A 26351-nucleotide genomic window follows, 5' to 3' on the forward strand; every position below is an offset into this window, starting at 1 on the left:
AGCTTTTGAAAAAAACGGGCAGTCCCTTGCGGTGACTGCCCGTTTTTTATGCCTTTCTGGATATCCTCACTCCAGGCATTGCTGTGCTTGCGCTGGCCTCATCGCGAGCAGGCTCGCTCCCACAGTAGATCGATGTGGCTTGGGATGACTCGCCCAACACAAACCCCCTGCTCGCGATAGGCGCCACCGCGGTGTACCAATTGTTGACGCCTTTATCGCCGACAACCTCAAGGCGTGGCCTGGGTGAAGTCCGCTGCATCAGTCTCCGCCACCGTTTCATGCTCGGGCTCGGGCTCGGGCCCTGGCTCAACGTCCGGAGTGGCCGGCGCCTGCATCTGATCTTGCACCACCTGCTCGTCCACCCGCGGGTCGAGACAGGCCACCAGCGGCGAACTCGACATGCTGTCCGGCATGGCAACGTGATGCAACGGCGCGTCGTCGACCTGATGCAGGTTGGTCACCGCTTTCGGCCGGATCCGCCACACCAGCACCAGGGCGAAGAAGGCAGAAAAGGCATACAACATGTGACTGCCGAACATTTTCATCAGCACCCCCGCCACCAGTGGCCCGATACTGGCGCCAACACCGTAGGTCACCAGCAGCATCGCCGTCAGCGACACCCGCCGATCACCTTCGACGTGGTCGTTGGAGAACGCCACCGCCAATGGATACAGGCAGAACTGGACCAGCGAACAGCAGAAGCCGGCCACGAACAGCACCTCAAGCGGCACCTGCTGCAGAATCGCCAGCGGCATCGCGCAGACCGCGAGGAACAGCGCAAAGCAGCGGATCAGCATCGCCCGGTCATAACGGTCGGACAACCAGCCCAACGGCCACTGGACCAGCAATCCGGCAAAGATGCAGCTACCCATGAACAGACCGACCTGCTCGGTGGACAAACCCTGCTGCGAGGCATACAACGGCGCCAGGCCATAGAACGAGCCGACGATCAGTCCCGAGCCCAGCACGGTGCTCAGCGACTGCGGCACCCGCTTGATGAAAAAACGCGGCTCCATCGGTGCCGGACGCAGCGGTGCCGGGTGAATCCGCCGGGTCAGCGCGACCGGCACCAGACACAGGGCAAAACACAGCGCCACCAGCATCAGCAGTTCCAGCCCCAGGGCCGGATGCATGACCAGGATCAGCTGGCCCAGCACCAACCCCAAGTACGAGGCAATCATGTAGCCGCTGAACACCACGCCACGCTGCTTGGCGTCGGCCTGCTCGTTGAGCCAGCTTTCGATGACCATGTACTGGCACATCATGCCCAGGCCCACGATCATCCGTAGCACGATCCAGGCCGGCAACCAGTTCACCAGACCGTGCCCCAGGACCGCCGCGCCAACGATCCCGGCGCAGGCTGAATAGGCCCGGATATGCCCGACCCGGGCGATCAGCCGGTGGCCGATCTTGCCACCCAACACCAGGCCGAAGTAGTTGGCCGCCATCAGCGCACCGACCCAAAGGCTGTCGACATGGTCGGCCGCCAGCCGCAAGGCCAGATAAGTACTCAAGAGGCCGGAGCCGATCAACATCATCAGCGAGGCGAAATAAAGCGCTCGAAAAGGTTTCCAGATTTGGCGCATCGGCGTTCCGAGCGGCTCCTTGAAGTGAGTGAGGGCTACCTTGCAAGATAGCCCGGATGCAGCGGTTGGTCAGGCTGTGTACGAGATAGTTTGAAACGCAGGTTAGGCAAGGCAAAAACCGGCGAGGAACGGCCGGGGTCGCACTCGACTTGACTGGTTGTCAATGAGCATTCCGATCGGACTCGCGCACGAGCCGGTTTTAACGCCGCATAACCAAGTTTCAAGCTATTTCGTGCATAGCCTAGGCCTGTGCCGCCAGGACGCGTCGTTCCCAGGCCGTGATCTCATCAAAGAAACTGGTCAGTTCCAGGCTCTTCGTAGCGATGTAACCTTCGATGAACTCGCTACCGAACAGTTCCTTCGCGACCTGGCTACGCTTCAGACGTTCCAGGGCGGCATGCAAGGTACATGGCAGCGACAGATTATCCGGGACCTCGAATTCACCCTGGATCGCCGCGCTCGGCTCCAGGCGCTGCTCGATGCCATGAAGCCCGGCGGCCAGGCTGGCGGCAATCGCCAAGTACGGGTTGGCATCCGCACCCGGCAGACGGTTTTCGACCCGTCGGGCCACCGGTGAGCTGGCGGGTATGCGCAACCCGGCCGAGCGATTGTCATGGGACCAGCAGGCATTGTTCGGGGAGGCGTACGGGTGGCACAGGCGCTGGTAGGAGTTCACGTTCGGCGCCAGCAGCGCAGTGAAATCCGCCAGGCAGGCCTGTTGCCCGCCAATGAAATGCCGGAAGGCCGCTGTCGGCTCGCCGGCCTCATCGGAAAACACGTTGCGACCACTGTCGAGCTCGACGAGGCTCTGATGGATGTGCATCGAACTGCCCGCGGTGTGCGCCAATGGCTTGGCCATGCAGACCACGGTCAGGCCGTGCTTGAGCGCCACTTCCTTAAGCAGGTGCTTGAACAGGAACGTCTGGTCGGCCAATAACAGCGGATCGCCATGCAGCAGATTGATTTCGAACTGGCTCACGCCCATTTCATGCATGAAGGTGTCACGAGGCAAGCCCAGCGCCGCCATGGCTTCATAGACTTCACTGAAGAACGGGCGCAGGCCGTTGTTGGAGCTGACGCTGAACGCCGATTGCCCATCTTCGCGACGACCGTCCAGGCCCACCGGCGGCTGGAACGGCTGGGTCGGGTCCGGGTTGGGCGCGAACACGAAAAATTCCAGCTCGGTCGCCACCACTGGCGCCAGGCCATGGGCCGCATAGCGGGCGATCACCGTTTTGAGTTGGCCGCGCGTGGACAGCGGCGAGCTTTCGCCACTCAGTTCGTCGGCGTCACAGATTGCCAGGGCACGAGGCTGCCGGCTCCATGGCAGGCGATGGATCTGCTTCGGATCGGCCACCAACGCCAGGTCTCCGTCCTCACCGCCATAGAAACGCGCCGGCGGATAACCGCCCATGATGCACTGCAGCAATACGCCCCGCGCCAGCTGCAACCGCCGGCCTTCGAGAAAGCCCTCGGCGGTCATTACCTTGCCTCGCGGCACGCCATTCAAATCCGGCGTGACACATTCAATCTCATCAATGCCGGTCAGTCGCTGTGCGAGTGAACCCAGGCCATCGGTCGTCATGACGCAATCCTTGTTATGTGCGAGCCGCGAGCGGCGACCCGTACAAAATAGGCTTCGGCTGTTCGGAATATCAAGCAGCCCAACACAATAAACACCGAGCGATTTCTCATGTGGGAGCGGGCTTGCTCGCGAATGCGGTGTGTCAGTTAATAAATCTCCGTCTGATACACCGCATTCGCGAGCAAGCCCGCTCCCACAGGGTTTTGACTCTGCTGCTCGATGACTTACGGCAGATAGATGCGGAACACCCCACCGCCCAGCACACCTCCATTGGCAATCTCGGTACGCCCGCACACGCCGCCGCGCTGATGCAACCCGGCGATCCGCGCGGCAAAGTACAAGCCCAGGCCGGTGCTGCCGCTGCTGTGGTTGATACCCTGCACATATTCGGCCTGACGCTCGATCATTTCGGCCGGGTAGCCGTCACCGTCGTCATTGATGGTCAACACCAGGTGCCCGGCCTCGTCGCTGGCACTGATCAATAACGCCTGGCGCCCGTGGCGAATGGCGTTGGTGATGCAGTTGTCGAGCACCGAGGCAATGAGCTCGCGGTCGAAAAAGCCCAGGGGGCTCAGCGGATCGACTTCATAGGTCGCCATGATCCCGCGGCTGCGGAACACGTCCTGGTGACCGGCCAACTGCGCCTCGATGAAATCATCCAGTTCGTGATAGGCCGGATGCAGTGGCAACTGGTTGACGCCGAGCTTGTAGAGCCCCAGCAACTGCACCATCAGGCCGTTGAGGTGGGCGAACTCGAACTCGATGACACCCTGCTCCGGGGTCTGGCGATCGGGCTCGGGCAACCGCTCGAGCCATTGCGTATGCGCCTGCATGAGCAAGGTCAGGGAGTTCTTCATGTCGTGCACTGTCGATGCGATCACCGTGGAAAAATCGAGTGCCTGTTCGCTGTCATTCATCGCCAAATGCCTTGCTTCGCAGTTTCTGATAACGCGCAAAACGCGCATCGGTATCGGGCATCATGCCCACCAGTTTCAGGCAGGCGCGACACTCTTGCAGCAGTTCCGATTCCACGCTGGTATCGGTGCCGTGCAAAAGGGACTGCGCCATGTTCAAAGCAATACTGATGTTCTTGGGCTGCATTTTCAGTGCGCGGCGGAACAACTCCCGCGCCTCTGGCAATGCGCCCGTCTTGTAGACGCGCACACCTTCGCGGTTCAGCTCGGCGGCGGCATTGCCCTGGTTGAGAATGTTCGGGTCATCGGTGAGTTTGGCGATGCCTTGCATCACCGCCGGATCATCACCGTAGATTTCCGCGCAGTTCTTGAGCATCGACTCGCCGGCACTGGTCTGGCCGAGCATCTGCAACTGCTTGGCGACCAGCAACGCGGCTTCGGCGCTCATGAACTGTTCCATGCCATCGAGGCGCTGCAAGGCCTGTTCGGTGAGTTTCTCCGCGGTTTCGGCGTCGTTGAGCAACAGGCTCGTGGCCTTCATCAACCGCGCCCGGACCTGCAACCCCGGGTCGTTGAGGTTTTCCTTCGCCACGGCGCTGAGGGTAGTGTTGATCTCCAGCCGGGTGCGGGTGTCGAGGCCCTTTTCGCTGCCCTTGCTGATCAGCGCATGGGCCAGGCCGAGGTTGCTTTCCGGGTCCTTGAAACGCGACTGCGCGCCCTGCCCGACCGCCTGGCGATAGGCCCTGGACGCGGTGTCATAGTCTTCGTTGGTCATCGCCAGCTTGCCCAGCAACGATTGCCGGCGCACCGCCAGCGGCGACAGGCGAACCGCTTCTTCCAGGACACTCTGGGCTTGTTTCGTATCGCCTTCGGCCACCAGCACCTCAGCCATGCCGTCGTACAGGGCAGGCATCATCGGGAAGGTTTTCAAGGCCTTTTCATAGACCTCCTTGGCCTGCCCGACCTGACCGCGCTTGAACAGCAACTTGCCCAGGCCCGCATAGGCCCAGGGCAACGGACGATCCGCCAGGATGGTGTTGTACAGACGCTCCAGGGCCTCGTTCTGATTCAGGTCGCGCAACGCATCGGCCCGATAGCGCAGGCACAACGGCCCGTAGCGCGGATCCTGCTTGCACAAGGCAATGCAGGCGTTAAGCACTTCCAACGGCTTGCCGCGATCCAGCGCCTGGAGGATCGGTTTGAGCAGGGTCTTGCGCTGTTCCAGTCGCTCCAGCCGCTGGGCCAGACCGGAACGGTTGAACGGCTTGGTCAAGTACGCGTCGGGCTCATGCTCCAGGGCGCTGAGCACCATCGCCTGACTGGTCTCGGCGGTCACCATGAGGAACACGCTTTCATGACTGATGAGCTTCTCGACCATCAGGTCTTCCAGCACCTGCTGGCCGTTCTTGCGCCCATCGCCCAGGTGATAGTCCTGCAAAATAAAGTCATAGCGCTTCTGCGAGCACATGCGCAGCGCCACTTCACCGGTATCGGCGGTGTCCACATCTTTGACGCCCAGCTCCCGCAACATGGAGCGGATCGAGCTGCGGAAATCCGAGAAATCATCGACGATCAGAAAACTTTTTTGGTGGTACGCCAGCATCGAGGATGTCCAGGCAAGTAAAAAAGATGCGCCCAAACGGGTGCTCATCAGCTTATCGGCCGCAAATGGCGTTCCGTTAACTGATCGTATGGGAGAGGTTTAGTGCGGGAAAAGCGTTAATGCCATTGCGCCAAAGGATCTCGGGCAGCCCAGGTAGAATCTGTGCTTTGGGATAGAACACACCCTGTGGCGAGGGAGCTTGCTCCCGCTGGGGCGCGAAGCGGCCCCTGCCTTGTCGAGGGCCGCTGCGCAGCCCAACGGGAGCAAGCTCCCTCGCCACAGGGTCAGGTGTCCACTTGGCATTTGCTGAACTGGCAGTGACATTCCGGCTTTGCTCGTCAGATCGTCACTTAGCGACGCCCCAACAGTCTTCCCCAAAAACCCACTTTCATCTCCGCGACCACTGGCGCAGGTGGCGCGATGTCTTGCCTTGCCGGATGGGTACTCGGACCATCAGGCCGGAGTAAATCCCCGGGATAATGCTCAAGCCCCAAGCATTGCGAATCATCAATCCCGAAGGCTTTCACGGCCGCCACGGCTTCCACGCACCAGCGACCGAAATAAGCACCACCTTCGAAATTCTCGTCGCCGTAGGTGTACCAATAGGGATGTCGATAGCTGACTGCTTGAGGATCGGAGCCGGATTTCGCTCCCGTTCGGACCTCCTTGTACCAGTGCTGAACGAACGTGCCTAGCAGCGATGCTTGCGAATCCGCAGGGGCATCCACCGCCGCCAGCAATCGACCGTAAGGCTTTGGGTAAAGCAGCACAGAGCCCACTTTGCGATTAGGGCTGCGGCTGGCGATGACCCGATCAAGCAATACGTCCTCACCTTCGTTGCCAATCAGCACCAACAGCCGTTGCCATTGATCGTCCGGAATTTCCAACGCCAGGGCCAGACCGACCAGCCAAAAGCAGACAATGTAATGGTCATAGTTGACCCGCCAACTGTGACGGGTTAATTGCTGCCCTTGAGTCCAGACCGACGCACCAAGACGCTCCGCCTCTTCCCATGCATCAAGCAGACCTGGGAAATAGCGCGATAAATCAGTTATAGGGTTGCCAGCGCTGTACCGGCGCAGAATCTGATGCCAGTGTTTCTTCGCAACGTTAAAGGTGTACTGCGGCGCGTAATCCGGGTTACCCGCAGGTTCCCTCATGATTCGTTGAGATTCCAGGATATAGCCGTCGTTGTCATCGACTACCTGATTCCAATAGCCGGCATTGCCGAGAGGAGCACGGATCATTTATTTACCCTAATTGCAGATGAATCGATCCCCGTACGCCATGCGATGACTTTTTTGGCATAAAACACACGCCGTGGCGAGGGAGCTTGCTCCCGGCCCCTGCCTTGTCGAGGGCCGCTGCGCAGCCCAGCGGGAGCAAGCTCCCTCGCCACGGGGTCAGGTGTCCACTTGGCATTTGCTGAACTGGCAGTGACATTCCGGCTTTGCTCGTCAGATCGTCACTTAGCGACGCCCCAACAGTCTTCCCCAAAAACCCACTTTCATCTCCGCGACCACTGGCGCAGGTGGCGCGATGTCTTGCCTTGCCGGATGGGTACTCGGACCATCAGGCCGGAGTAAATCCCCGGGATAATGCTCAAGCCCCAAGCATTGCGAATCATCAATCCCGAAGGCTTTCACGGCCGCCACGGCTTCCACACACCACCGACCGAAATAAGCGCCACCTTCGAAATTCTCGTCGCCGTAGGTGTACCAATAGGGATGTCGATAGCTGACTGCCTGGGGATCAGAACCGGACTTGGCACCTGTACGTATTTCCGTGTACCAATGCTTGACGAAGGCACCCAGCAACGAAGCTTGCGCATCCGCCGGAGCATCAATAGCCGCCAGCAACCGAGCGTAGGGTTTCGGATAAAGAAGTGTGGAGCCCACTTTGCGATCAGGGCTGCGACTCGCTATGACTCGGTCGAGCAGCACGTCCTCGCCTTCGTTGCCGATCAGTGCCAGCAACCTCTTCCATTGGTCGTCCGTAATATCCAGCACCAACCCCAACCCCACCAGCCAGAAACAGACGATGTAGTGGTCGTAATTGACACGCCAGCTGTGGCGGGTGAACTGCTGCTCCGAGGTCCAGATTGACGCGCCGAGACGCTCAGCCTCCTCCCAGGCATCGAGTAGCCCAGCGAAATAACGCGACAGATCGGCGATAGGGCATCCGGCAGAGTAACGACTCAGCATCTGGTGCCAGTGATCCTGGGCGATGGTGTAGACGTACTGCGGCGCGTAGTCGGGATCGCCCGCAGGGGTACGAGCGGTCTCGAGCGCTTTGATAATACGTTTATCACCATACTCAACCCATTTCGACCAATAACGGGAATCTCCCAACGGTGCACGGAACATTTACTTTTCCTAATTGCAAATGGGTCGATGCCAGTCGCCACGCTGCCTCAGATAGAAATCTGCCGGCCAAGCTTCGTCACTCGACATCTCTATAAACCGAAGAAATTCTTGTAAGCAGTCTCCACTCGGCCAGTCACCTGATCAGAAACGATGACCAGATTCTCCAGCTCAGCTGTTCCAACGGATAACAACGGACTGGAAATGTCAGGCGAAGGCAAGCCCAGTTGCTGGCGAACCTGGGAAATAGCACGAATTTCCAGCGGCAATAGATCAAAAGGCGCGTGTTTAAATTCGGGGTCCCATGCCCCGCCCCGGTCTTCGACATTGGACAGATGATATTGACACAGCGCTTCCAAAGCACCGGCCAGTGCTTGTTCGTTAGTCCAGCTGTCTACCACTTGCTGATAAACACCCAGCTCCATCGACGTGATCTGCGCAAGCGCACTCTCGCCCGAATAGAGCGAGTACAGCCACAGCACGAAGGGCTCGAACCGACGCTGTTTGAGATAACCAGGATCAACAGCGCCGTTTACGGTCAGCAGCCCGGCAAGCACATCGGCGACGGACGCAGCCAGCTCTTTGCGGTCAACCGCAATGAATCCGGCCAGCAAGCATCCGGCAATGCTCATCTGGTTAGTCAGATTGGGCACAGTTTTAAGACCTTGTAGAAAACTTGTCTTGGAAAACGCCTTCGCTTTGAGCATGAGCGCCCAGTAACGGTACATCACCGAACGCGAGACATCCTCCCAACCTGAGATATCTCGATCATTGATAGCAACTTCTCCCCGAATACCGTGATAGGTCGCCAACAGCCCCAATGAATCGGCTACGTTGTCCAATCCACTTAATGACTCACTGGCTAGATCCTCGTCTAGATAGTCAAGCTCTTGAGCAATCATGCCATCCGACTGGGAAAGCCAGCGTCGATGCTGCTCAAGTAGGGTATTGATCTTCTTCATTTTGGTGCGATCCCATGTATCCAAAAGCATCAATTGCGTGCCCAAGGAGAGACTCTCAAGATCTCCCCCTTTAAATCAACACCAATCAGATTTCCACTGACGCTTTCTGGCGCTTGGCGGAACTCTCTGAGCATCTGACGTGCCCGTTGCTGGTCCAATACATCAATATTACGGTAGCGCCCTTGCCGACCCGCGGCTTGGGTCAAAATATCTTCGACAAACGTCGTCATATTTTGTTGGCGAGGGGAGAGATCTCCGATAACCCCGGTTCTCGATGTTTTAACCTCAGTGAAAGCGAGCCGACCGTCGGGCGTCCGGCTGACGATATCGATACCATTGCCACTGCTGTTCTGCACAGCAAAGATGTCAGTATGATTATTGTCGCGCAAGAATGCTTTGGATATATCCTCCCCCAAATCGCCAATTTGCTTGTTCGTCAACTTCGAAAGATCTTTACCTCTAGATGATGCAAACAGATCGAGTGTGGTGTTCGGAGGAACCCATTTCGTGGGCGATGCTTCGACTTTCGCGAGCTTTTCAACCTTGGCCATATCGGCCATCGCCTCCAGCCCTTCCGTCCCAACCTTGATCCCGGCCTTCGCCAACGCCACCCCACCCTTGGCCGCGCCGCCGACACCAGTGGCGATACTGCCCACCTGCCAGACCAGTTCACCAATGTCCTGGCCCAATTGCACAGCACGGTCGTCGCCGCCTTTTTCGAGGGCGTCTTTGACGCGGTCGATCTTGGCGTTGAGTTCGTTGACCACGCCGGCACCGAATTGCTCGCGAGCCTTGGGGTCGTTGACCAGGGCTTTCAGGCCGTTGAGTCCCTCGATGGGGTGCATGAGAAACTGCCCCAGACCTTCGACATCGTTCCAGCCCGCCTGCACCAGCCCCTTGCCCAGGCCAAAGCGGGTCAGCATGTCCTGTTTCTGGTCGATGTAACCCCATTTGGCGATGACTTGTGCCTTGGCCATGAGGCCGTCGGCGGCGTTGTATTCCTTCTCTGCCTGGACCCACTGCTGGGTCGCCAGCCAGTTGTTGTCCACCGCCGAACCTGCTGCGGTAGTAGCGGTGCCGGTGTCCAGTGAGCTGGCGGCGGCCAGCCCGGTGACGAGGCTGACGATCAGGTTACGCTTGGCTTCGCGCTGGGCTTCGCTTTCGTCGGGGCTGGTTTCGGAGAACAGGCCGGTGAGCAGGCTCGACGCCGCCGCGCCTGCAGCGCCGCTGCCACAGCTCTGGCTGCTGGCGGGAGCACCGGCGCAGGCAACGATGCCATGCAGCGCGGCGTGCAGTGGCGAGCCTTCGGTGAGTTTGCCGTCCGCCACCAGGTCGCCGATGTAACCGGCCCCCTGTTGCTGCACGTAATTGACCACCAGGCTCTGGACGAAAGCTCCATTGCTGCCACTGATATTGCCGCTGGCCGCGCCCACCAGTGCGGTGGTGATCTGCCGGTAGGTGCCGCCGGCGCCCCACTTGTCGGCGATCTCATGGGCCTGTGCGGTCAACTGCCGGGAACTCTGCAGCAGCGCCAGTCGCTCGGCGTCGGTCAGTTGCGCGTTGGGGTCCAGGGCCTTGGCTTGGGCAGCCTCGGCCTGGTCGCGCTTGAGATCGACCTCCTTGGCCTTGTTGGCGAGCAAGGTGCTGGCTTCGTTGGCAAACGCGCCCACAATCTCGAAACCGGCCCGGATTTCGTCTTCATCGAAGATCGGCTTGAGGGCGTTGCTGGTATCCCGGTCGCTGGACACGTCACGGTTGAGGCCGGCAACGGTTTGCTCGCCATTCTTGCCGGTGCGCTTGTGTTGCTCGGCGTCATTGGTGATGACGATGGTGCCGCCGCTGATGCCGCTGCGGGTGATGCTGCTGGCGTCATCGCTGGCGCTGATGGCAATCGGCGTGGTGGCACTGAGGTCGTTGTCGTTTTTCGGCAGGTCGGTGCCAGGTGTCTGCGTACCGCCGCTGGTGGCGTTGCCCTGCTGGTCCTTGCCGACCTCGCGATAACCACCGCCGACGCTGATGGTGCTGGCGTCATACTCGGCCTTGTTCTTGATGTCTCGACTGGTCAGGCTTGCAGTCACCAGCTGGTTCCTGCCCTCCTGTACCGCCTTGTCGCTGCTGGCGATCACCCCGCCGACCAGATCGGTGTTGCCGCCCACGCGAATGTCGAAGCCATCGTCCCCGGCCTTGATTCCCGATTGCTCGATGACGCTGGCGTAATTGGAGTCGATATCCGTAGCGCCGAAACTGCCGCTGACGCCGTTGACCGAACTCATGCCGTAGCAGAACGGTGGAATGCACAGGCTGATGCCAACACCGAGACTCTTCTCATCGACCTCATAGGTGTTGATGTCTTGCAGGCTTTCGATGTTCAGGTCGTCACCGACATCGGCCACGACCTGCTTGCCGCTGGCCACCGCGCCCCTGAGGTGGGTGTCGCCACCGGAGGACAGCAGCAGTTGATTGCCGGCCTGGACGTGAGTGTTGGTGTAGGTGAGTCCGTCGCCGTCAGTCCGACCACGGCTGCCAGACGCTCCGAGGTCCAGGGTGAAACCATTGCGGGCACCGAGGGAAAAACCGATGCCGATACTGGCGCTGCTGCCTTTGCTGTCGGTGTTCTGTTTGTCGGTGTTGCGCGCCGCCAGCAGGTTGATGTCGCCATCGGCCAACAGGCTTGCGTTGCGTCCGGCCTTGATATCACTACCTTGTACGGTAATGTCGCTGGCCGCACCCGCCCCCGTGGCGCGCAGGCGGATATCGTTGCCAGCGGTCATGGTCGAACCTGCCGCGCTGTCGCTGGTATAGGTGGTGGTGCTCTGGTTTTTCTTGGTGCCCAGCGACAGGCTGATGTTGATCCCGCCCGCCGCTCCCGGGTCCATCGCCACGGCGGTCGCCGCGTTGTTGGTCGCCAATACGGCGGTCGCGGCGGCCAGGGCCTTCATGCGCCCGTCGTCGGTTTTCTCCGAGGCCCGTTTCATTTGCTGGCCGGTCTGGATCGCGCTGATCACCGGGTTGGTCACCGTGAGGGTAAAACCGGTTTGCTTGAACAGCGTCTCGCGTTCGCGCTGGCGGGTGTTACGCGCCTCGACGACATCGATGGTCTGCGCCGTGACGTCGATGTTGCCTTGCGGGGCCGATACCTGGCTGCCCACCTGGCGATAACCCTTGCCCGCTTCGATCAACACATCGCCGGTGGTCGAGCCCACGGTGCTCGCCACGGCCGTGTGCTCCGTGGCAAGGTCCTTGACGCTCTGTTTCTGAGTACCGAGGGTCACGGCGATGCCACCGCCGCTGAACAGGCCGCTCTTTTTGACCGACTTGTCGTGGCGCTCGCTGCTGCTGGCGGTCGCCGCTTCGATATTGACGTTGTTGTCGGCCACCAGGACGGTCTGGGTCGTGGAGACCACATTACTGCCGCTCAGGTTGATGTCACGCCCGGCCTGCACATAGGTTTGCTCGGCACTCAGGGTGGAGCCTTCGGCCTGGGTCTGGCTGACGGTGTCACGGGTGGTGGTGGTCTTGCTGGAGAACCACCCGCTCTTGCCTTTGACCTTGTGCGCTTCGTCGGCAAACTGATAGTTCTGGGCCGTGGTGAGGTTGACGTCACGCTTGGCCTCGGCAAACACCGCGCCCTGTTCGCTGGTGATGCTGGCAGCCCGCGCATTGAGGTCCTGGCCGGCGCTCAGTCGAACGTCGCCCTGGGCCTGGACCATTGAGCCGACCTCGGTCCGGCTGGCGTCCTGGCGCCAGTTGCTGCTGTTCCAGCTCAACGCCTGCTGATGGGCCTCGCCCACGGTTGCGAGGTTGAGGTTGTTGCCGGCCTCGAGCGATGTGCTGCCACCTTTACCTGCATTGACGACCTGGGCGCCGGTGAGGTTGAGATCGTGACCGGCGCTGACACTCATCGTGCCCTGGGCGCCGCTGACGAACAGCCCGGCCACCCGTGACAGGTTGGTGCGAGTGCCTTGGGCACTGCTGCTGTCGCGGCTGCTGGAGACGACATTGATGTCTTGCCCGGCCTTGACCGACAGGCTGTCTACTGCGCCTATCAGGCCGCCGAGGTTGTTCAGGTTCTCCCGTGCGCTGATCGAGGCATTGTCGGCCTGCATGCGTCCACCGAGATTCTGGATGTTCTGCGCGGTGATCGCCATGACACTGCGCCCGGCCAGGCTGCCGCCGTTGACCAGGTCGCCGGCGATGTTCAGGTTCAGCCGCTGACCGGCGATCAACGCACCGGAGCCGTTGAGGTCGCCCTCCTGGACTCGGACGTAGACTTGCGGCACCAGCACATTGCGGACGTCGCCGTTGGGCAGTGTCACTTGTTTCTGCACCAGCCAGACGATGTCGCTGGTCAACTGAGCCATTTGCTCGGGCGTCAGCGCAACACCGGGCACCAGTTGCCACTGACCGGCAACGGTAACAGCGTTGTCGATCAACGCGCGGTACTGCAATTCATCATTGGCATAGCCGTCGAGGAAGCGTCGCCCGGTGAGTTGGGCCACCTGCTCGCGAATCAGCTTCTGCTCGTAGAAACCATCACCCAGGCGTTGCTGGGTCAGCGCCGGGTCGACTTGCAGGCGCTGCAACATGTAGTCCGACGACAACCAGTTGCGATAGCTGGCAAAGCGTGGGTCGGTTTCGACCAGGTAGTTGCTGGTGGCCTGGGGGTTGGTGTTGAACAGACTGTTGTTGGGTAACTCAAGGGATGGCCCGCCGCTGCGAATCTGCTCGGCCACGCCTTTGCTGTTGAGCGTGGTCTGGGCAGCGACCTGGACGATGGGCGCCACTTGATGGGTTCTGCCGGCCGAGGTACTGACCGGGCCCGTGGCAGCAATCTGTTCGCTGAGATTGCGGGTGGTGCGAGCTTCGATCCGGGTGCCGGTGCCGTTGCCTGCAGCGTTCTGGGCGAACACGGTCGGTTGCAGGGTAATGTCCTGGATCAACGGGGCTGGCGTATAGTCGGTGACGGCGGTTCCCTGGCGGTCGCGGCCCTTGCGCTGGATGCGATAGAAATGGCTGGCGGTGCCGCTGTCGGTGGTGGTGCGTTGGCCTGCCTGCTCGGTATTGGTCAGACTGCCGATGTCGGCCTGCAATAACCCGCCGGCAATGATCCGGCTCTTGTCGTTGAGGACATCGCCGGCACTGATCTGCATCGAGCCGCCGGACAGAATCTGCGCCGGCGCCGAGGTGGCAATCTGGGTTTCTTCGACCACGCGGGTGTAGTCGTAGCGATTCCAGTCGTCTCGTCGGCCTTCCGGTGTCGTGAGGTGCAGGACCTCATCATCGTCCAGGGAAACCTGGTTGCCTTGGTAGCGATTGGTCGAACCGGTGAGCTGGAATTCCTGCAAGGCAGTGCGGCTGACTTCCACCTGGCGGGTGCTGAAATGTTCATTGGTGTTGCGCACGCTTTGCACATTCAGCGACAGGTTGCCGAGGGCTTCGATGGTGGCACTGGCGTTGGTCAACAGTTGCGCACGATCCTGGGCCTTGTCAGTCGTGCTCAGCGCGCCACCGATGGCGAGGTCACCGGCACTGAAAATCAGCGACTGTTCGCGGTTGTCCAGGGTGCCGGCGCCGATGTCCAGCGACTCGCGGGCGGCGATGGTCGCGGCGGTGCCGTTTTCATCGCGGTTGCTCAATGCCGACGTGGCAATTGCCAGGCGATCACCGTACAGACGGCCCGTTCCCAGGTTGTTGAGCGACAGGGCCTGCACCCGCACCTGCTGGCCGTCGATCAGGCCCCGGTTGGTCAGGCTGTCGTTGACCGTCAGACGAACCTGGCCGGCGCTGAGTTCGCCGTTGCTGGCATTGTCCAGGGTCCGGGAGCGGACCGACAGGTGGCTGCCGGCCAGCAGCTGCCCGCTGTTGTTGAAAGCCCCCTCGATCGTCAGTTCAACTTTGTCATTGGCCTGGATTTGCCCGCTCAGGTTCAGACCGCTTTGCAGGTTGAACGTCAGGTCACCCAGGCTCAGGGCTCGTCCCGTACCACTGTAATAAGCCGCGTTGAGCGAAAGCAGGCTGCCCGCGAGCAAGGTACCGCCCTGGTTGTGCACAGACTGGCGGCGCTGGGCCGGGTCGCGATCGCCAATGCTCAGGCCAGCGCCTGAAGACATCAGCCCGCCCTGGTTATCCAGCATCTGACTGACGCCCAGGGTTAAGCCCTGGTCGGCGCGCACGGCACCACTCTGGTTGGCGAAGGTGTTGAGCGCCAGACTCATGACGCGGCCTTCAAGCCCCTGGTTGGCACCTTGGGTCGCGCTGTTGTCGAGTGCGTCGGCGCTGACTTCCAATGTCCCGGCGCTGCGAACCAGCCCGCCCTGGTTGTTCAGCGTCTCGCCCAGCACTATCTCGACATCGCCGAGGCCTTGCAACTGACCGCCACGGTTATCCGCACGGGCACCTTCGACCCGTACGGTTTTCTCACCAATGATCTGGCCGCCATTGCCATTGCCCAGGTCAGTGGCCCTGAGCAGCAAAGCCCCCTTGGCACCAAGGAAACCCGAACGGTTATTGAAGTTGGCGCTGCGGATCTCGACAGCGTCCTGGCCGCTGATGCCTTGGGTGGTGCCGGACTGGAGATTGTTCAGCGCCTGGCTGCCGGTGTCGATGAACAGCTTGCCTTTGGCCTGGATCAAGCCCGCCGCGTTACGCAACTCACCGCTGCGCAAGTCGAGCGTTGCACCGGCATTCAGGGTGCCCTGGCTGTTATCCATCAGCAGGCCATGACTGTCCAGGTCCAGGGCCTGACCGCTGATCACGCCGCCCTGATTGTTCAGGCCCTGGGCTGAAAGTGTGATGTCGCCCAAGGCTTCCAGGCGTCCACCACTGTTATCGAGCGCTTCACCCGATACGCTGACCAGCAGCCCGGCCTTCACTGAACCCAGCACACCGTTGGTGTTGTTCAGTTGCCCGGCGATGATCTCCATGCGCTGGGTGGCCGCGAGCGTGCCGCCGAGGTTGTTCAACTGATCGAACTGCGCGCGCAACTCACCGCCGGCGCTCAAGGTGCCCTGGTGGTTGTCCAGACGTACGCCGCTGACCTGCGTCTTGCCGCTGGCGGCCAGCGTGCCGCCGCTGTTGTCGATCAGTTGACCGGCGGTCACCGTCAGTGCCCCGCCATCAGTGGCCAGGACTTTGCCGCCCTGGTTGTTCAGCGTACCGACATCCAATGCCACCGCGCCCGGGCTGCTGACCTGCCCACCTTGGTTATCGAAACGCTCTTGGGCCGTGATCTGCAACGGCTGCGCGCCGGTCTGGAGAATCTGCCCGCGCTGGTTGGACAGGGTTTTGGTATCGAGGGTGATCTGCTGGCCCTGGGTCAGGCCGTCGTCGACCAGCACGTCGGTGGCCTTGATCGTTACCTGGCCGTTGCTCGCCACCGTGCCTTTGGCACCGACCAACTGGCTGGCCTGAACGTCCAAGGTGCCCTTGCCGGCGTGCTCGACCTTGCCCTTGCCGTTGTCGAGGCGATTGGCGCCAAGCTTCAGGTTGCCGGCATTGGAAGCGATACGCCCGTTGCGGTTGTCGAGCGCAGCACTGGCCTTGATCGACGAATCGGCGGTGCCGGTCTGCACCAGTTCACCACCGACATTGGACAGGTCGCGGGCGCTGGCCTGCAGATTACCGGCGTTGACCCTGGCCGCGTCGGTACGCAAGGTCTTGGCGGCGGTAGCGTCGAAAGCCTGAGTCGCATCGATCTGACTGTCCGTGAGGTTGGCGTCACCCGCGCTGGCGGTCAGGGTGATATTGCGCCCCTGGGTCTGACTGGCGCTCAAATCCAGTTCGCCAGCTTCGACGCTCAGATCGCCAGCGGCAAGGTTCTGCCCTTGCGCCTTGACCGTGCCGGCCCGTAGCGCCAGGTTGCCGCTGCTGCCCAGTTTTCCGTCCGCGCCGACGCCCGCCGCCACGCTGGAGGCGCTGGTGCTGCGAATGGCCTTGGCGGTCAGTGTCGTGTGATTCTGGCTGGCAACGGTGCCGCTGTTGTCGATGTCACCGCTGCTGTCGAGGGTCAGGTCGCCTTTGGCGTAGAGCGTTCCACTGTTTTCCACCTGGGTGGCGTTGACCCGGGTCGCGGTGGCGCTGCTGATAGCGCCCTGGTTCTGCAGCTTGCCGTCGGCGCTGATCACCACCTCTCCGGCCATGGCACCAATATGCCCGGCGTTGCGCACGCCGACACCGGATTCGGTGCCCACCAACATGATCTTGCCGGCGTACATGCCGCCGAGTCTGGCGACATCGATGGCCACGCTCGGTTTTTCCCCGTCGCCCGCCGCCAGCGGCGTAGCCTGGGTGTTATCCGCATTGACCTGGTTGCGTCCGGCTGTGACTTTCAGGTCGTTGGCCCAGACCCCGGCATTGACCTGCACGCTGCGGGCAATCAGATCGGTGTAGTCGGTCTCCCGGGCATCTAGGCCCTTGCCTTCGATATTGATCGTCCCGCCCTGCACGGTGTAACCCGTGATGCGCCCGTTCTCCAACTGCGCCCGGCCCGTACTGAGGGTCGCTCGATCTGCGTTGATGAAACCACAGCCGTTACAGGTGATGCCCGACGGGTTGGCGATGACCACTTCGGCGCGCTGGCCGGCGACCTCGACATAACCGCGCAATTGGCTGGGGTTGGCAGCGTTGACCTCATTGAGAATGACCCGGGCGCTGCCATTACCCAGCATCGGGTTGCCTTCGATCCAGCCGCCCAGCCTGGTCTGGCTATTGGCTGCGGCGTTGTTGAGGATCACACCACGGCTGTCGACGTCGAACTGGTTGTAGGTGTTGCGCGAAACCCCCGCGGCACTGGGCGCCTGGATGTTCACCTGCGGCGTGCCGTTGGCGCTGTCGATCACCATCGGCCGCTGACCGGCCGGCGCACCGGGATCGGCGACAATCGTACCGGCCCAGACAGGCACTGCGCTTAACGACACTAGCCCGATCGCCGTCATCAAGGCAAAGCGCAATGCCCCAAGCGTCACTGTGCAAGACGTGGCGCTCGCCAACGGACCGGAACGGGTCCCGGGGGCCTTGACCTGGCGGGTGACGTTCTCGGCCACGACCATCAGCAGTCCGCGGGCCTTGTTGAACACGATTCGGTAAAGGTGCTTGTTCATGGCAATTCCATTTGCGGTTCCAGCCCGCACGTACTGAGGTTGGGGTTACGGTGCGATTACCAGCGGATGCGCGGCAAACCAGGCCTTGGCCTGCTCGGGGATGACCCCGATCCCTTGGAATGTCTTGACCCGCAGGCCACGCTCCTCGCCTCGGTGATACAGCGCGCGTCCACACCGATTGGCAAACAATTGCCGATGCAGCAAGCGGGTCATTGCAGCGGTGTGGCCGAAGGGCGCGATCCAGTCGTTGAGCCAGAGGCGCTCGCCGCTGTTCCAATCGGTTTCTGTCAGCGTCAGCGGCGATTGGCTCAGGTAGCGGTGCTCGGCGGCCTCGTCGAGATTGAGCCAGGAAAGGTAGAACACCGGTTTTCCCTGTTCACTGGCGAGCACGAATTGACGATGCTTGATTGCGGGCAAGAGCAGCGTCGGCAGCGTGTGCAACGGAGCATCGCGATGCGCCTTGGAATGCATCCACAACCAGGTGGCGGAGCCGAACACCGCGGCTTCGTTCCACGGTTCGTCGATCAGGCCCGGAGCAATGATGTCGAGTGTGTCGAACTGCATGGGATCACCTCAAAAGGACCAGATGACGGTGAAGGCACTGGTCACGTTGGCCGTCTCGAAACCGTCAGGCTTCTTCAGCGGCGTGCCCAGCGACCAGTCATAGGACAGGCCTTTGTATCCACCGCGGATACCCACCACCGCCCCCGCCAGGCGCTTGCCGATCAGGAACTCACTGGCCTGGCCGCTGACTTCGCCATAGTCGATGCCGGTGTAGAGTTCCTGGCCACTCTGCCCCAAGGACAGGCCGACTTCATTGCGTAACGTCCAGCCACGGTCGGCGGACAGAATGTTTTCCCCGTCGAACCCGCGCACGCTGTAGCGCCCGCCAATGGAGAAGCGATCCTGGGGCACGAGCGGCGTTCGGTTCCATTGCGCACGCCAGCCACCGATGTAGCGCAGGCGTTGGTCACCGAGCACGAACGGCACCTGCAACTGAGCGTCGGCGGTGATGATTTGCGAACGGGAAGTGCCGGCGTCGAAATCCTCTTCCGGGGCCCTGAGCGAGTCATGGGCGCCGGTGCCGCGACGATAGGCGGCGCCCAGGTCAAGAATCGAGGCGCCGATGAACTCACGATGGTTCAACCCCAACTGCCAGCCGGCCATGCGCCGTTTCTGGTTGCCAATCTCGGTGTCGTCGATGAAATTCTCTGACGAGCGCGTCCAGAGACTGCCCCAGGCGCTGGTCTTGCGTACGGCATCACGGTAGAGCAGGCGCGAGAGGCGCAACTCGTTGTTGCGACTCTCGCCCCGGTATTGATAGGTCTGGTTGGCGCCCGCGACGGACTGCTCGTAGTTGTACTCGCTGGTGGTAAAAGCCAACTGCCAATAGCCAAACGGCAACGAGTAATGCAGGGTGCTGCCGTCGGATCCCCGATGACCAGACTCGCCACCGCCCAGGTCATGGTTGAGGCTGGCGTAGAACAAGTCGTTGAGGGACAGCAGGTTGTCCAGGGACAGCGATACGTTGCCTTGGTACTTACCGGTGGTCTTGCTGCCCGAGTTGTCGACCGACAGGCTTACGCGGGCTGGAAAGCGCTGGCTCCAGGCGATCACCACGTCACTTTCACCAGGCCTGGCGTCGCTGGCGCGGGCAGGCGCGATCTGGATATCGGCTTCGGCGGTCGGCACCCGTTTGAAGTTTTCCAGCGCCTGCTCGATGTCGCGCAGGTTCAGCAGATCGCCAGGCTTGGCAGGCATCGCGTTCCAGGCATTGGCCCGGGAACTGGTACCCTCCTCGAAACGAATCTCGCGGATCCGCCCCGGCACCAGAGTCAGTACCAGCACTCCGCTGTTCAGATCCTGGGCTTCGGCAAGTACGCGGGTCGTGACGTAGCCCGCTTCGATGATCGCATTCTGCATACGCTTCATCGTCAGGTTTATCCCACCGCCGCCCAGGCAACGGCCCATGGCGGGATCATGTTCGGGGTTGGCGGCGCGCAAGGCCCACTGGAATTTTTCCGACGCCTCACCGATCAAGCGAATGTCGTTGATGGCAAAGCAAGGGCTTTCCTTGGCGGGTAGACGATCAGCACCTTCGGCGACCGGCGCAGCTTGCAGGCGCACATCCGGCCGGGACTCCAACTGCTCCCGCAGCACCCGCTCGCGCTCACGTTGGCGCAGCAGCTCTTCTTCAGGCCCGGCCGCTTGCGCGGCGCTTCCCGCACCCACTGTCCAGGCGGCCAGCAACAGCAGCGTGAGGTACCTGGCGTTTCGTGCGGATGGGCGAGTTCGGTCAACAGAGCGACGGGCAATTCCCGGATTTCGCGCTCGGCCGGGTGCGGCTGGGTGCATGTCACATCCTTGTGGCGCTGATCAAAGACACGGTGCGTCAGGACACGCCTGAGACGGCACGCCCGATGACACAAGATAAAGAGGTACGCGTCCGCCATCAGCGAAGGAAAGGTCCTACGACGTACCGAGACGGTCTGATAGCAAAGTGAAAAAAAAGTTTCCCGCCGCCCGAACCGCTGATGGACGAGTTCGTGAAAATGGGCAGTTGGTCACAGTTGAGGAGTGGAAGCTGTAGGGAGAGGTTGGATGCCAGGCACCCAGGAGAGACTGATTCAGAGGCTGTTTATATGGTGTCCCAGGGCAGGTTCGAACTGCCAACCTTCCCCTTAGGAGGGGGATGCTCTATCCAATTGAGCTACTGAGACACGAGTCGACCGCGAGATACGCGGTGTGCGGGACGGCGTGCATGTTAACGACCCGCCCTGCGTTTGTCATGTTGTCCCTGTTTTTAAAGTGTAGGCAAATGGTACCGCTTACCGTCCTCCCAGGTGCCGGTGGTCCGGAGGCGGGTCACCGCTCATCTGTCTTTCGCGAACCCGCGTAGTAAATCGGCCTTTTGCCACTATCCTATACAGACAAGGACAGTGCGTTTTTTGTGCTCGGTCGGTTATCCGCCAGACGGTATGGCACAACGACACGATACGGCGGTCACACATCCTGACCTGTTGATTTTTCCAACCAGTCCGCATTTTTTGACGAAGGGTACTGGCATAACGCCTTTACGCCGATCAGAATTTGTCACAGAATTGGCGCCAATGATCTGGCAATTTTGAGGCATGATGCGGGCCTCTTAACAATTCAGGTTGAACATTTGGCTGCGACGCTTGTCCTATCGACATCCTGCGGCCAATCCCGAGAACCGCTCCCCTGAACTAACCGGTTAAATATATGCGCCCATTGAAACAGGCAATTTATTCCAGCCGTACGGCTGACAAGTTCGTCGTACGTCTGCCAGACGGAATGCGGGAACGCATTGCCGAGGTGGCTCGCAATCATCATCGCAGCATGAACTCCGAAATCATCGCGCGCCTCGAGCAAAGTCTCATTCAGGAAGGCGCGTTGGGTGAAGAGTTGAGCATGCGTCTGGACAGCCCGGAGCTGTCATTGCATGAACGCGAACTGCTTCAACGTTTCCGACAACTGTCTCATCGTCAGCAGAACGCCCTCGTTTCGCTGATCGCTCATGATGCAGAGCAGAACGCTGAAGCATCCTGATCGCACCCAAGCTATAGAAAGCCAGCCTTGCGCTGGCTTTTTTTTGTCTGGAGTTCGGGCTCGATTGGGATTTTTCGAATGGACCGTGGCAAGGGAGCTTGCTTCCGCTTGAGTGCGTAGCACCCACAAAAATTGGGGCCGCTACGCAGCCCAGCGGGAGCAAGCTCCCTCGCCACGATTAATCAGGCTAGCTTTAGAGCAGGAAAACCGTCGCCAATCCGAGGAAAATAAAGAACCCCCCGCTGTCCGTCATGGCGGTGATCATTACGCTGGCGCCCATGGCCGGGTCGCGCCCCATGCGCGCCAGGGTCATGGGAATCAAAACCCCCATCAAAGCCGCGAGCAGCAAGTTGAGGGTCATCGCGGCAGTCATCACCACACCCAACGACCAGCTGCCATAAAGCAGATAAGCCACCACACCGATCACGCCCCCCCAGATCACGCCATTGATCAGCGCGACGGCCAGCTCCTTGCGCATCAAGCGCGAGGTATTGCCGGTGCTGACCTGGTCCAGCGCCATGGCCCGGACAATCATGGTGATGGTCTGGTTGCCCGAATTACCGCCAATGCCGGCCACGATCGGCATCAGCGCCGCAAGCGCCACCAGTTTCTCGATGGAACCCTCGAACAGCCCGATGACCCGGGACGCGACAAACGCCGTGATCAGATTGATCGCCAGCCAGGCCCAACGGTTACGCAGGGATTTCCAGACCGAGGCGAAGATATCTTCTTCCTCGCGCAGACCCGCCATGTTGAGGACTTCGCTTTCGCTTTCCTCACGAATCAGGTCGACCATTTCATCGATGGTCAGACGGCCAATCAGTTTGCCGTTCTTGTCGACCACCGGCGCCGAAATCAGGTCATAACGCTCGAATGCCTGGGCCGCGTCGTAAGCGTCTTCATCCGGGTGAAAGCTCACCGGATCGCTGGCCATGACCTCCGCTACCTGTTTTTCCGGGTCGTTGACGAGCAAACGCTTGATCGGCAACACGCCCTTCAGCACGCCGTCGTAGTCGACGACGAACAGCTTGTCGGTATGCCCTGGCAATTCCTTCAGGCGACGCAGGTAACGCAGGACCACTTCAAGGCTGACGTCCTCGCGGATCGTCACCATCTCGAAGTCCATCAGTGCGCCGACCTGCTCCTCATCATAGGACAATGCCGAGCGCACGCGCTCACGCTGCTGGCCGTCGAGGGCTTCCATCAGTTCATGGACAACGTCCCGCGGCAGCTCAGGCGCGAGGTCGGCGAGCTCGTCAGCGTCCATTTCCTTGGCCGCCGCCAGCAACTCGTGGTCATCCATGTCGGCGATCAGGGTTTCCCGAACCGAGTCGGATACTTCGAGCAGGATGTCACCGTCGCGATCGGCCTTGACCAACTGCCAGACCGTCAGACGCTCTTCCAGTGGCAAGGCTTCAAGGATGTAGGCGACGTCGGCGGAGTGCAGGTCATCGAGCTTGCGCTGCAACTCAACGAGATTCTGCCGGTGGACCAGGTTCTCGACCCGGTCGTGATGCGGACCTTCCTGGCGATGCGTCAGGTCTTCGACGACCCGCTGGCGATGCAGCAGCTCGACGACCTGAGCCAGACGATCCTGAAGGCTTTCCTGTGTTTTCTTTACTTCAACTTGGGTCATAGGCGAACTCCACTCCCAGCAGTGGAGCACGCCGGAAGATCAATCAGTCAATTCTTGATTGGCAAAACTAAATATTGAGTAACTACTGGGTAAGTCCATGGAAGTATTCCAAAGCCCCGGCGGGGCTGACGGGCGCAATCATACACCGCTTGACGCGTTTACACGTTAAAAAATAGTGGCAAGAACAAGCGCTTGCGAGACAAAGCTGAACATAGGCTGAACCTGTCTCCATACGACGACTTATCCTGAAAAGAAAACACACCACCCACCGCAGAAGCAGCGGCTAGGCTTTTGATTTTCAGCGTCAAGGAGGACGCCAGAATGCCTGCCAACCGCCACCTGTTTCTGCTGGCCAACCTGCTTTGCCTGCCTCTATGGGCCAGTGGGCAAACCGTGCACCGTTGCGAAAATATGGCCGGGCACGTGACATTCACGACCCTGAGCTGCGAACCAGGAGAAAACCTGTCGCTGCAACAGATCCATCCCTACAGCCCCGGCAGTATTGCCAGCACCGGACCGACCGTCGGGCCGCTACTGCCCGAAGCAGAGTGGCGACAAACATCAGCCATTGAAACCAGACGCAAGGAACCGACCATCGTCGGCCAGTTCCAGGATCGCTGCGGCAACCTTCTCGACCCCAGGCAACGCCGCGACGCCATCCTCGACCGGCGGATCATGCCCGGCATGACTCAGCAAGACGTAGAGAGCGCCTTGGGCAAGCCGGATTCGATCAAAGTGAAGAATTCGAGTACGCGCTATTCCTACAAGGCGAAGAAAGGTCGCAGCGCAGAAGTCGTGTTCGATGAGAGAGGGTGTGTAAAAGGCAATCCCTAGACAGCAAAAAGCCCGCGTAAAACGCGGGCTTTTTGGTATATGGTGCACTCGACAGGATTCGAACCTGTGACCGCTCGGTTCGTAGCCGAGTACTCTATCCAGCTGAGCTACGAGTGCAGGTTGTGGTTTTATACCAGATCACAACTGGTTGAAGCCAAGTCATTTACATTACTGCAAACAACTCTTAAATGGTGCACTCGACAGGATTCGAACCTGTGACCGCTCGGTTCGTAGCCGAGTACTCTATCCAGCTGAGCTACGAGTGCATTTGTTGCCGCGCATTATAGGTCGTCAATTCCTTTTGTAAAGCGCTTTTTTTCAGTAATTTCAATCACTTACCGAACAAGCCAGGCTTTGACGCACTAAACGAATAATGGCGGAGAACGGGGGATTCGAACCCCCGACACCCTTTTGAGGTGTACTCCCTTAGCAGGGGAGCGCCTTCGGCCACTCGGCCAGCTCTCCGCAACACGGGGCGTATATTAACCACCTTCATCCCCGTTTGCAAACATAAAAATCGATAAAAATTAATGGCTTGGTTCGTCGTCCTTCTCTTTCTTGATCCGCAGGTAGATTTCCTCACGGTGTACCGCAACCTCTTTCGGGGCGTTGACGCCGATACGCACCTGGTTTCCTTTGACGCCGAGCACGGTCACGGTGATTTCGCCGTCGCCAATAATCAGGCTTTCCGCGCACCGACGAGTCAGAATCAGCATACCTTTCTCCTCACGCAATTCAGTTCAGGGACAACAGTCTGCAAAAAATGGGGGTTGGGCCAACAACCGAAACGGCCGAAGCCCACACGCCTAAGTATTGACCAGCGCGGGCAAAAGAACAGTTTTGGGACGCGCCATTCAAAAAAACAAAGGGCGCGGTCCAGCCGCGCCCTCAGGACAACGCTTACTCGCCCTGTCGGGCAGCGGCGTCAAGTTCGAAGGCCGTGTGCAGGGCGCGCACGGCCAGTTCCAGATACTTCTCTTCGATCACCACGGAAACCTTGATTTCCGAGGTCGAGATCATCTGGATGTTGATGCTTTCCTTGGCCAGGGATTCGAACATACGGCTGGCCACGCCTGCGTGGGAGCGCATGCCGACACCGACGATCGAGACCTTGGCGATCTTGGTATCGCCGACGACTTCCCGGGCACCGATTTCGCCTGCGGTCTTTTTCAGGATCGCTTCGGCCGACTGGTAGTCGTTGCGGTGTACGGTGAAGGTGAAGTCGGTGGTGTTATCGTGCGAAACGTTCTGCACGATCATGTCGACTTCGATGTTCGCGGCGCTGATCGGGCCGAGAATCTTGAACGCCACGCCGGGAGTGTCTGGCACGCCACGAATGGTCAGCTTGGCTTCATCGCGGTTGAAAGCGATGCCGGAAATGATCGGCTGTTCCATGGATTCCTCTTCATCAATAGTAATGAGGGTGCCCGGACCCTCTTTGAAGCTGTGCAGGACGCGCAGCGGAACGTTGTACTTGCCGGCAAATTCCACCGCCCGGATCTGCAGTACCTTAGAGCCGAGGCTGGCCATTTCCAGCATCTCTTCGAAGGTGATCTTGTCCAGGCGCTGGGCCACGGGCACCACCCGTGGGTCGGTGGTGTAGACGCCGTCCACATCGGTGTAGATCTGGCATTCGTCTGCCTTCAGCGCCGCCGCCAGCGCCACACCCGTCGTGTCGGAACCGCCACGGCCGAGGGTGGTGATGTTGCCGTGCTCGTCCACGCCCTGGAAACCGGCCACGACCACGACGCGACCGGCTTTCAGGTCACTGCGGATTTTCTGATCGTCGATCTGCAGGATACGCGCTTTGTTGTGCGCGCTGTCCGTCAGGATACGAACCTGGTTGCCGGTGTAGGACACCGCCGGCACGCCACGCTTGATCAGCGCCATGGTCAGCAAGGCGATGGTCACCTGCTCACCAGTGGAAACGATCACGTCCAGCTCGCGCGGAACCGGTTGCTGTTCGCCGCTGATTTGCTTGGCCAGATCGATCAGACGGTTGGTCTCGCCGCTCATTGCCGACAGCACAACCACCAGGTCATCGCCCGCATCACGGAATTTCTTAACCTTGTCGGCGACCTGTTCGATTCGTTCGACAGTGCCGACCGAAGTGCCGCCAAATTTCTGTACGATCAAAGCCATTTCAAAGCCGCCTCTGCCCATGAAGGGCGCCCAATAATCACAACAGCGACCGGGCCCG

General features: G+C 60.3%; 15 protein-coding genes and 4 tRNA genes. 2 read left to right on the forward strand and 17 right to left on the reverse strand.

The window, feature by feature from the left end; all coding sequences use genetic code 11:
* Positions 1-227 precede the first annotated feature (227 nt).
* From ACLEJQ_RS11275 to ACLEJQ_RS11325, 11 genes are all read right to left on the reverse strand, one after another.
* The gene (locus ACLEJQ_RS11275) at positions 228-1586 is read right to left on the reverse strand and encodes an MFS transporter (RefSeq protein ID WP_440794945.1); all 1359 of its coding nucleotides are present in this window, start codon (positions 1584-1586) and stop codon (positions 228-230) included.
* Positions 1587-1827: 241 nt separating this feature from the next.
* Positions 1828-3069: a glutamine synthetase family protein gene (locus ACLEJQ_RS11280; protein ID WP_440795143.1), complete on the reverse strand. Its 1242-nt coding sequence runs from the start codon at positions 3067-3069 to the stop codon at positions 1828-1830.
* Between the two features lie 326 nt (positions 3070-3395).
* Positions 3396-4088 (reverse strand): sensor histidine kinase, encoded by a 693-nt coding sequence (locus ACLEJQ_RS11285; RefSeq protein ID WP_440794947.1) that lies wholly within the window; start codon positions 4086-4088, stop codon positions 3396-3398.
* Positions 4081-5688, reverse strand: a complete 1608-nt coding sequence (locus ACLEJQ_RS11290; RefSeq protein WP_440794949.1) for a response regulator — start codon at positions 5686-5688, stop codon at positions 4081-4083. The genes ACLEJQ_RS11285 and ACLEJQ_RS11290 overlap by 8 nt, the downstream gene beginning before the upstream one ends.
* Positions 5689-6038: 350 nt before the next feature.
* Positions 6039-6935 carry a PoNe immunity protein domain-containing protein gene (locus tag ACLEJQ_RS11295; RefSeq protein WP_440794951.1) on the reverse strand — a complete coding sequence of 299 codons (897 nt, stop codon included), beginning with the start codon at positions 6933-6935 and terminating at the stop codon, positions 6039-6041.
* A 222-nt stretch (positions 6936-7157) separates the two neighbouring features.
* Positions 7158-8054, reverse strand: a complete 897-nt coding sequence (locus ACLEJQ_RS11300) for a PoNe immunity protein domain-containing protein (protein ID WP_440794953.1) — start codon at positions 8052-8054, stop codon at positions 7158-7160.
* Positions 8055-8143: 89 nt separating this feature from the next.
* Positions 8144-9013 (reverse strand): hypothetical protein, encoded by an 870-nt coding sequence (locus tag ACLEJQ_RS11305; RefSeq protein ID WP_440794955.1) that lies wholly within the window; start codon positions 9011-9013, stop codon positions 8144-8146.
* A 29-nt stretch (positions 9014-9042) separates the two neighbouring features.
* Positions 9043-18111, reverse strand: coding sequence for a two-partner secretion domain-containing protein (locus tag ACLEJQ_RS11310; protein ID WP_440794957.1), 9069 nt, complete (start codon positions 18109-18111; stop codon positions 9043-9045).
* Between the two features lie 45 nt (positions 18112-18156).
* Positions 18157-18675 carry a toxin-activating lysine-acyltransferase gene (locus ACLEJQ_RS11315; RefSeq protein ID WP_440794959.1) on the reverse strand — a complete coding sequence of 173 codons (519 nt, stop codon included), beginning with the start codon at positions 18673-18675 and terminating at the stop codon, positions 18157-18159.
* Positions 18676-18684: 9 nt separating this feature from the next.
* Positions 18685-20466 carry a ShlB/FhaC/HecB family hemolysin secretion/activation protein gene (locus tag ACLEJQ_RS11320; RefSeq protein ID WP_440794961.1) on the reverse strand — a complete coding sequence of 594 codons (1782 nt, stop codon included), beginning with the start codon at positions 20464-20466 and terminating at the stop codon, positions 18685-18687.
* Between the two features lie 288 nt (positions 20467-20754).
* Positions 20755-20831: transfer RNA gene (locus ACLEJQ_RS11325), tRNA-Arg, on the reverse strand.
* A gap of 523 nt (positions 20832-21354) precedes the next feature.
* Here ACLEJQ_RS11325 and ACLEJQ_RS11330 point away from each other — a divergent pair.
* Complete coding sequence (locus ACLEJQ_RS11330; RefSeq protein WP_245142464.1) at positions 21355-21681, forward strand: Arc family DNA-binding protein; 327 nt, start codon at positions 21355-21357, stop codon at positions 21679-21681.
* A gap of 193 nt (positions 21682-21874) precedes the next feature.
* Here the strand turns inward: ACLEJQ_RS11330 and mgtE are convergent, their stop codons facing one another.
* Complete coding sequence (gene mgtE / locus ACLEJQ_RS11335; RefSeq protein ID WP_245142462.1) at positions 21875-23317, reverse strand: magnesium transporter; 1443 nt, start codon at positions 23315-23317, stop codon at positions 21875-21877.
* Positions 23318-23638: 321 nt separating this feature from the next.
* Here mgtE and ACLEJQ_RS11340 point away from each other — a divergent pair, with 321 nt between their 5' ends.
* On the forward strand, positions 23639-24151 hold the full coding sequence (locus ACLEJQ_RS11340; RefSeq protein ID WP_440794964.1) for a cell envelope protein SmpA: 513 nt from the start codon (positions 23639-23641) through the stop codon (positions 24149-24151).
* Between the two features lie 40 nt (positions 24152-24191).
* On the opposite strand, the gene ACLEJQ_RS11345 is transcribed toward ACLEJQ_RS11340, so the two are convergent.
* From ACLEJQ_RS11345 to ACLEJQ_RS11365, 5 genes are all read right to left on the reverse strand, one after another.
* Positions 24192-24268: transfer RNA gene (locus ACLEJQ_RS11345), tRNA-Arg, on the reverse strand.
* A gap of 72 nt (positions 24269-24340) precedes the next feature.
* A tRNA-Arg gene (locus ACLEJQ_RS11350) sits at positions 24341-24417 on the reverse strand.
* 108 nt (positions 24418-24525) lie between these two features.
* Positions 24526-24616: transfer RNA gene (locus tag ACLEJQ_RS11355), tRNA-Ser, on the reverse strand.
* Between the two features lie 62 nt (positions 24617-24678).
* Positions 24679-24867, reverse strand: coding sequence for a carbon storage regulator CsrA (gene csrA / locus ACLEJQ_RS11360; protein WP_003178872.1), 189 nt, complete (start codon positions 24865-24867; stop codon positions 24679-24681).
* A gap of 184 nt (positions 24868-25051) precedes the next feature.
* On the reverse strand, positions 25052-26293 hold the full coding sequence (locus ACLEJQ_RS11365; RefSeq protein ID WP_440794966.1) for an aspartate kinase: 1242 nt from the start codon (positions 26291-26293) through the stop codon (positions 25052-25054).
* Between the last annotated feature and the right edge of the window lie 58 nt (positions 26294-26351).

Origin of the sequence: Pseudomonas sp. SMV71 (genome assembly GCF_052042015.1) — a bacterium.
Taxonomy (GTDB): Bacteria; Pseudomonadota; Gammaproteobacteria; order Pseudomonadales; family Pseudomonadaceae; genus Aquipseudomonas.

Coding starts and splice junctions, on each gene's coding strand:
- ACLEJQ_RS11275 (WP_440794945.1), bottom strand. CDS start 1,586: ATGCGCCAAATCTGGAAACCTTTTCGAGCGCTTTATTTCGCCTCGCTG.
- ACLEJQ_RS11280 (WP_440795143.1), bottom strand. CDS start 3,069: ATGACCGCCGAGGGCTTTCTCGAAGGCCGGCGGTTGCAGCTGGCGCGG.
- ACLEJQ_RS11285 (WP_440794947.1), bottom strand. CDS start 4,088: ATGAATGACAGCGAACAGGCACTCGATTTTTCCACGGTGATCGCATCG.
- ACLEJQ_RS11290 (WP_440794949.1), bottom strand. CDS start 5,688: ATGCTGGCGTACCACCAAAAAAGTTTTCTGATCGTCGATGATTTCTCG.
- ACLEJQ_RS11295 (WP_440794951.1), bottom strand. CDS start 6,935: ATGATCCGTGCTCCTCTCGGCAATGCCGGCTATTGGAATCAGGTAGTC.
- ACLEJQ_RS11300 (WP_440794953.1), bottom strand. CDS start 8,054: ATGTTCCGTGCACCGTTGGGAGATTCCCGTTATTGGTCGAAATGGGTT.
- ACLEJQ_RS11305 (WP_440794955.1), bottom strand. CDS start 9,013: ATGAAGAAGATCAATACCCTACTTGAGCAGCATCGACGCTGGCTTTCC.
- ACLEJQ_RS11310 (WP_440794957.1), bottom strand. CDS start 18,111: ATGAACAAGCACCTTTACCGAATCGTGTTCAACAAGGCCCGCGGACTG.
- ACLEJQ_RS11315 (WP_440794959.1), bottom strand. CDS start 18,675: ATGCAGTTCGACACACTCGACATCATTGCTCCGGGCCTGATCGACGAA.
- ACLEJQ_RS11320 (WP_440794961.1), bottom strand. CDS start 20,466: ATGCACCCAGCCGCACCCGGCCGAGCGCGAAATCCGGGAATTGCCCGT.
- ACLEJQ_RS11330 (WP_245142464.1), top strand. CDS start 21,355: ATGCGCCCATTGAAACAGGCAATTTATTCCAGCCGTACGGCTGACAAG.
- mgtE (WP_245142462.1), bottom strand. CDS start 23,317: ATGACCCAAGTTGAAGTAAAGAAAACACAGGAAAGCCTTCAGGATCGT.
- ACLEJQ_RS11340 (WP_440794964.1), top strand. CDS start 23,639: ATGCCTGCCAACCGCCACCTGTTTCTGCTGGCCAACCTGCTTTGCCTG.
- csrA (WP_003178872.1), bottom strand. CDS start 24,867: ATGCTGATTCTGACTCGTCGGTGCGCGGAAAGCCTGATTATTGGCGAC.
- ACLEJQ_RS11365 (WP_440794966.1), bottom strand. CDS start 26,293: ATGGCTTTGATCGTACAGAAATTTGGCGGCACTTCGGTCGGCACTGTC.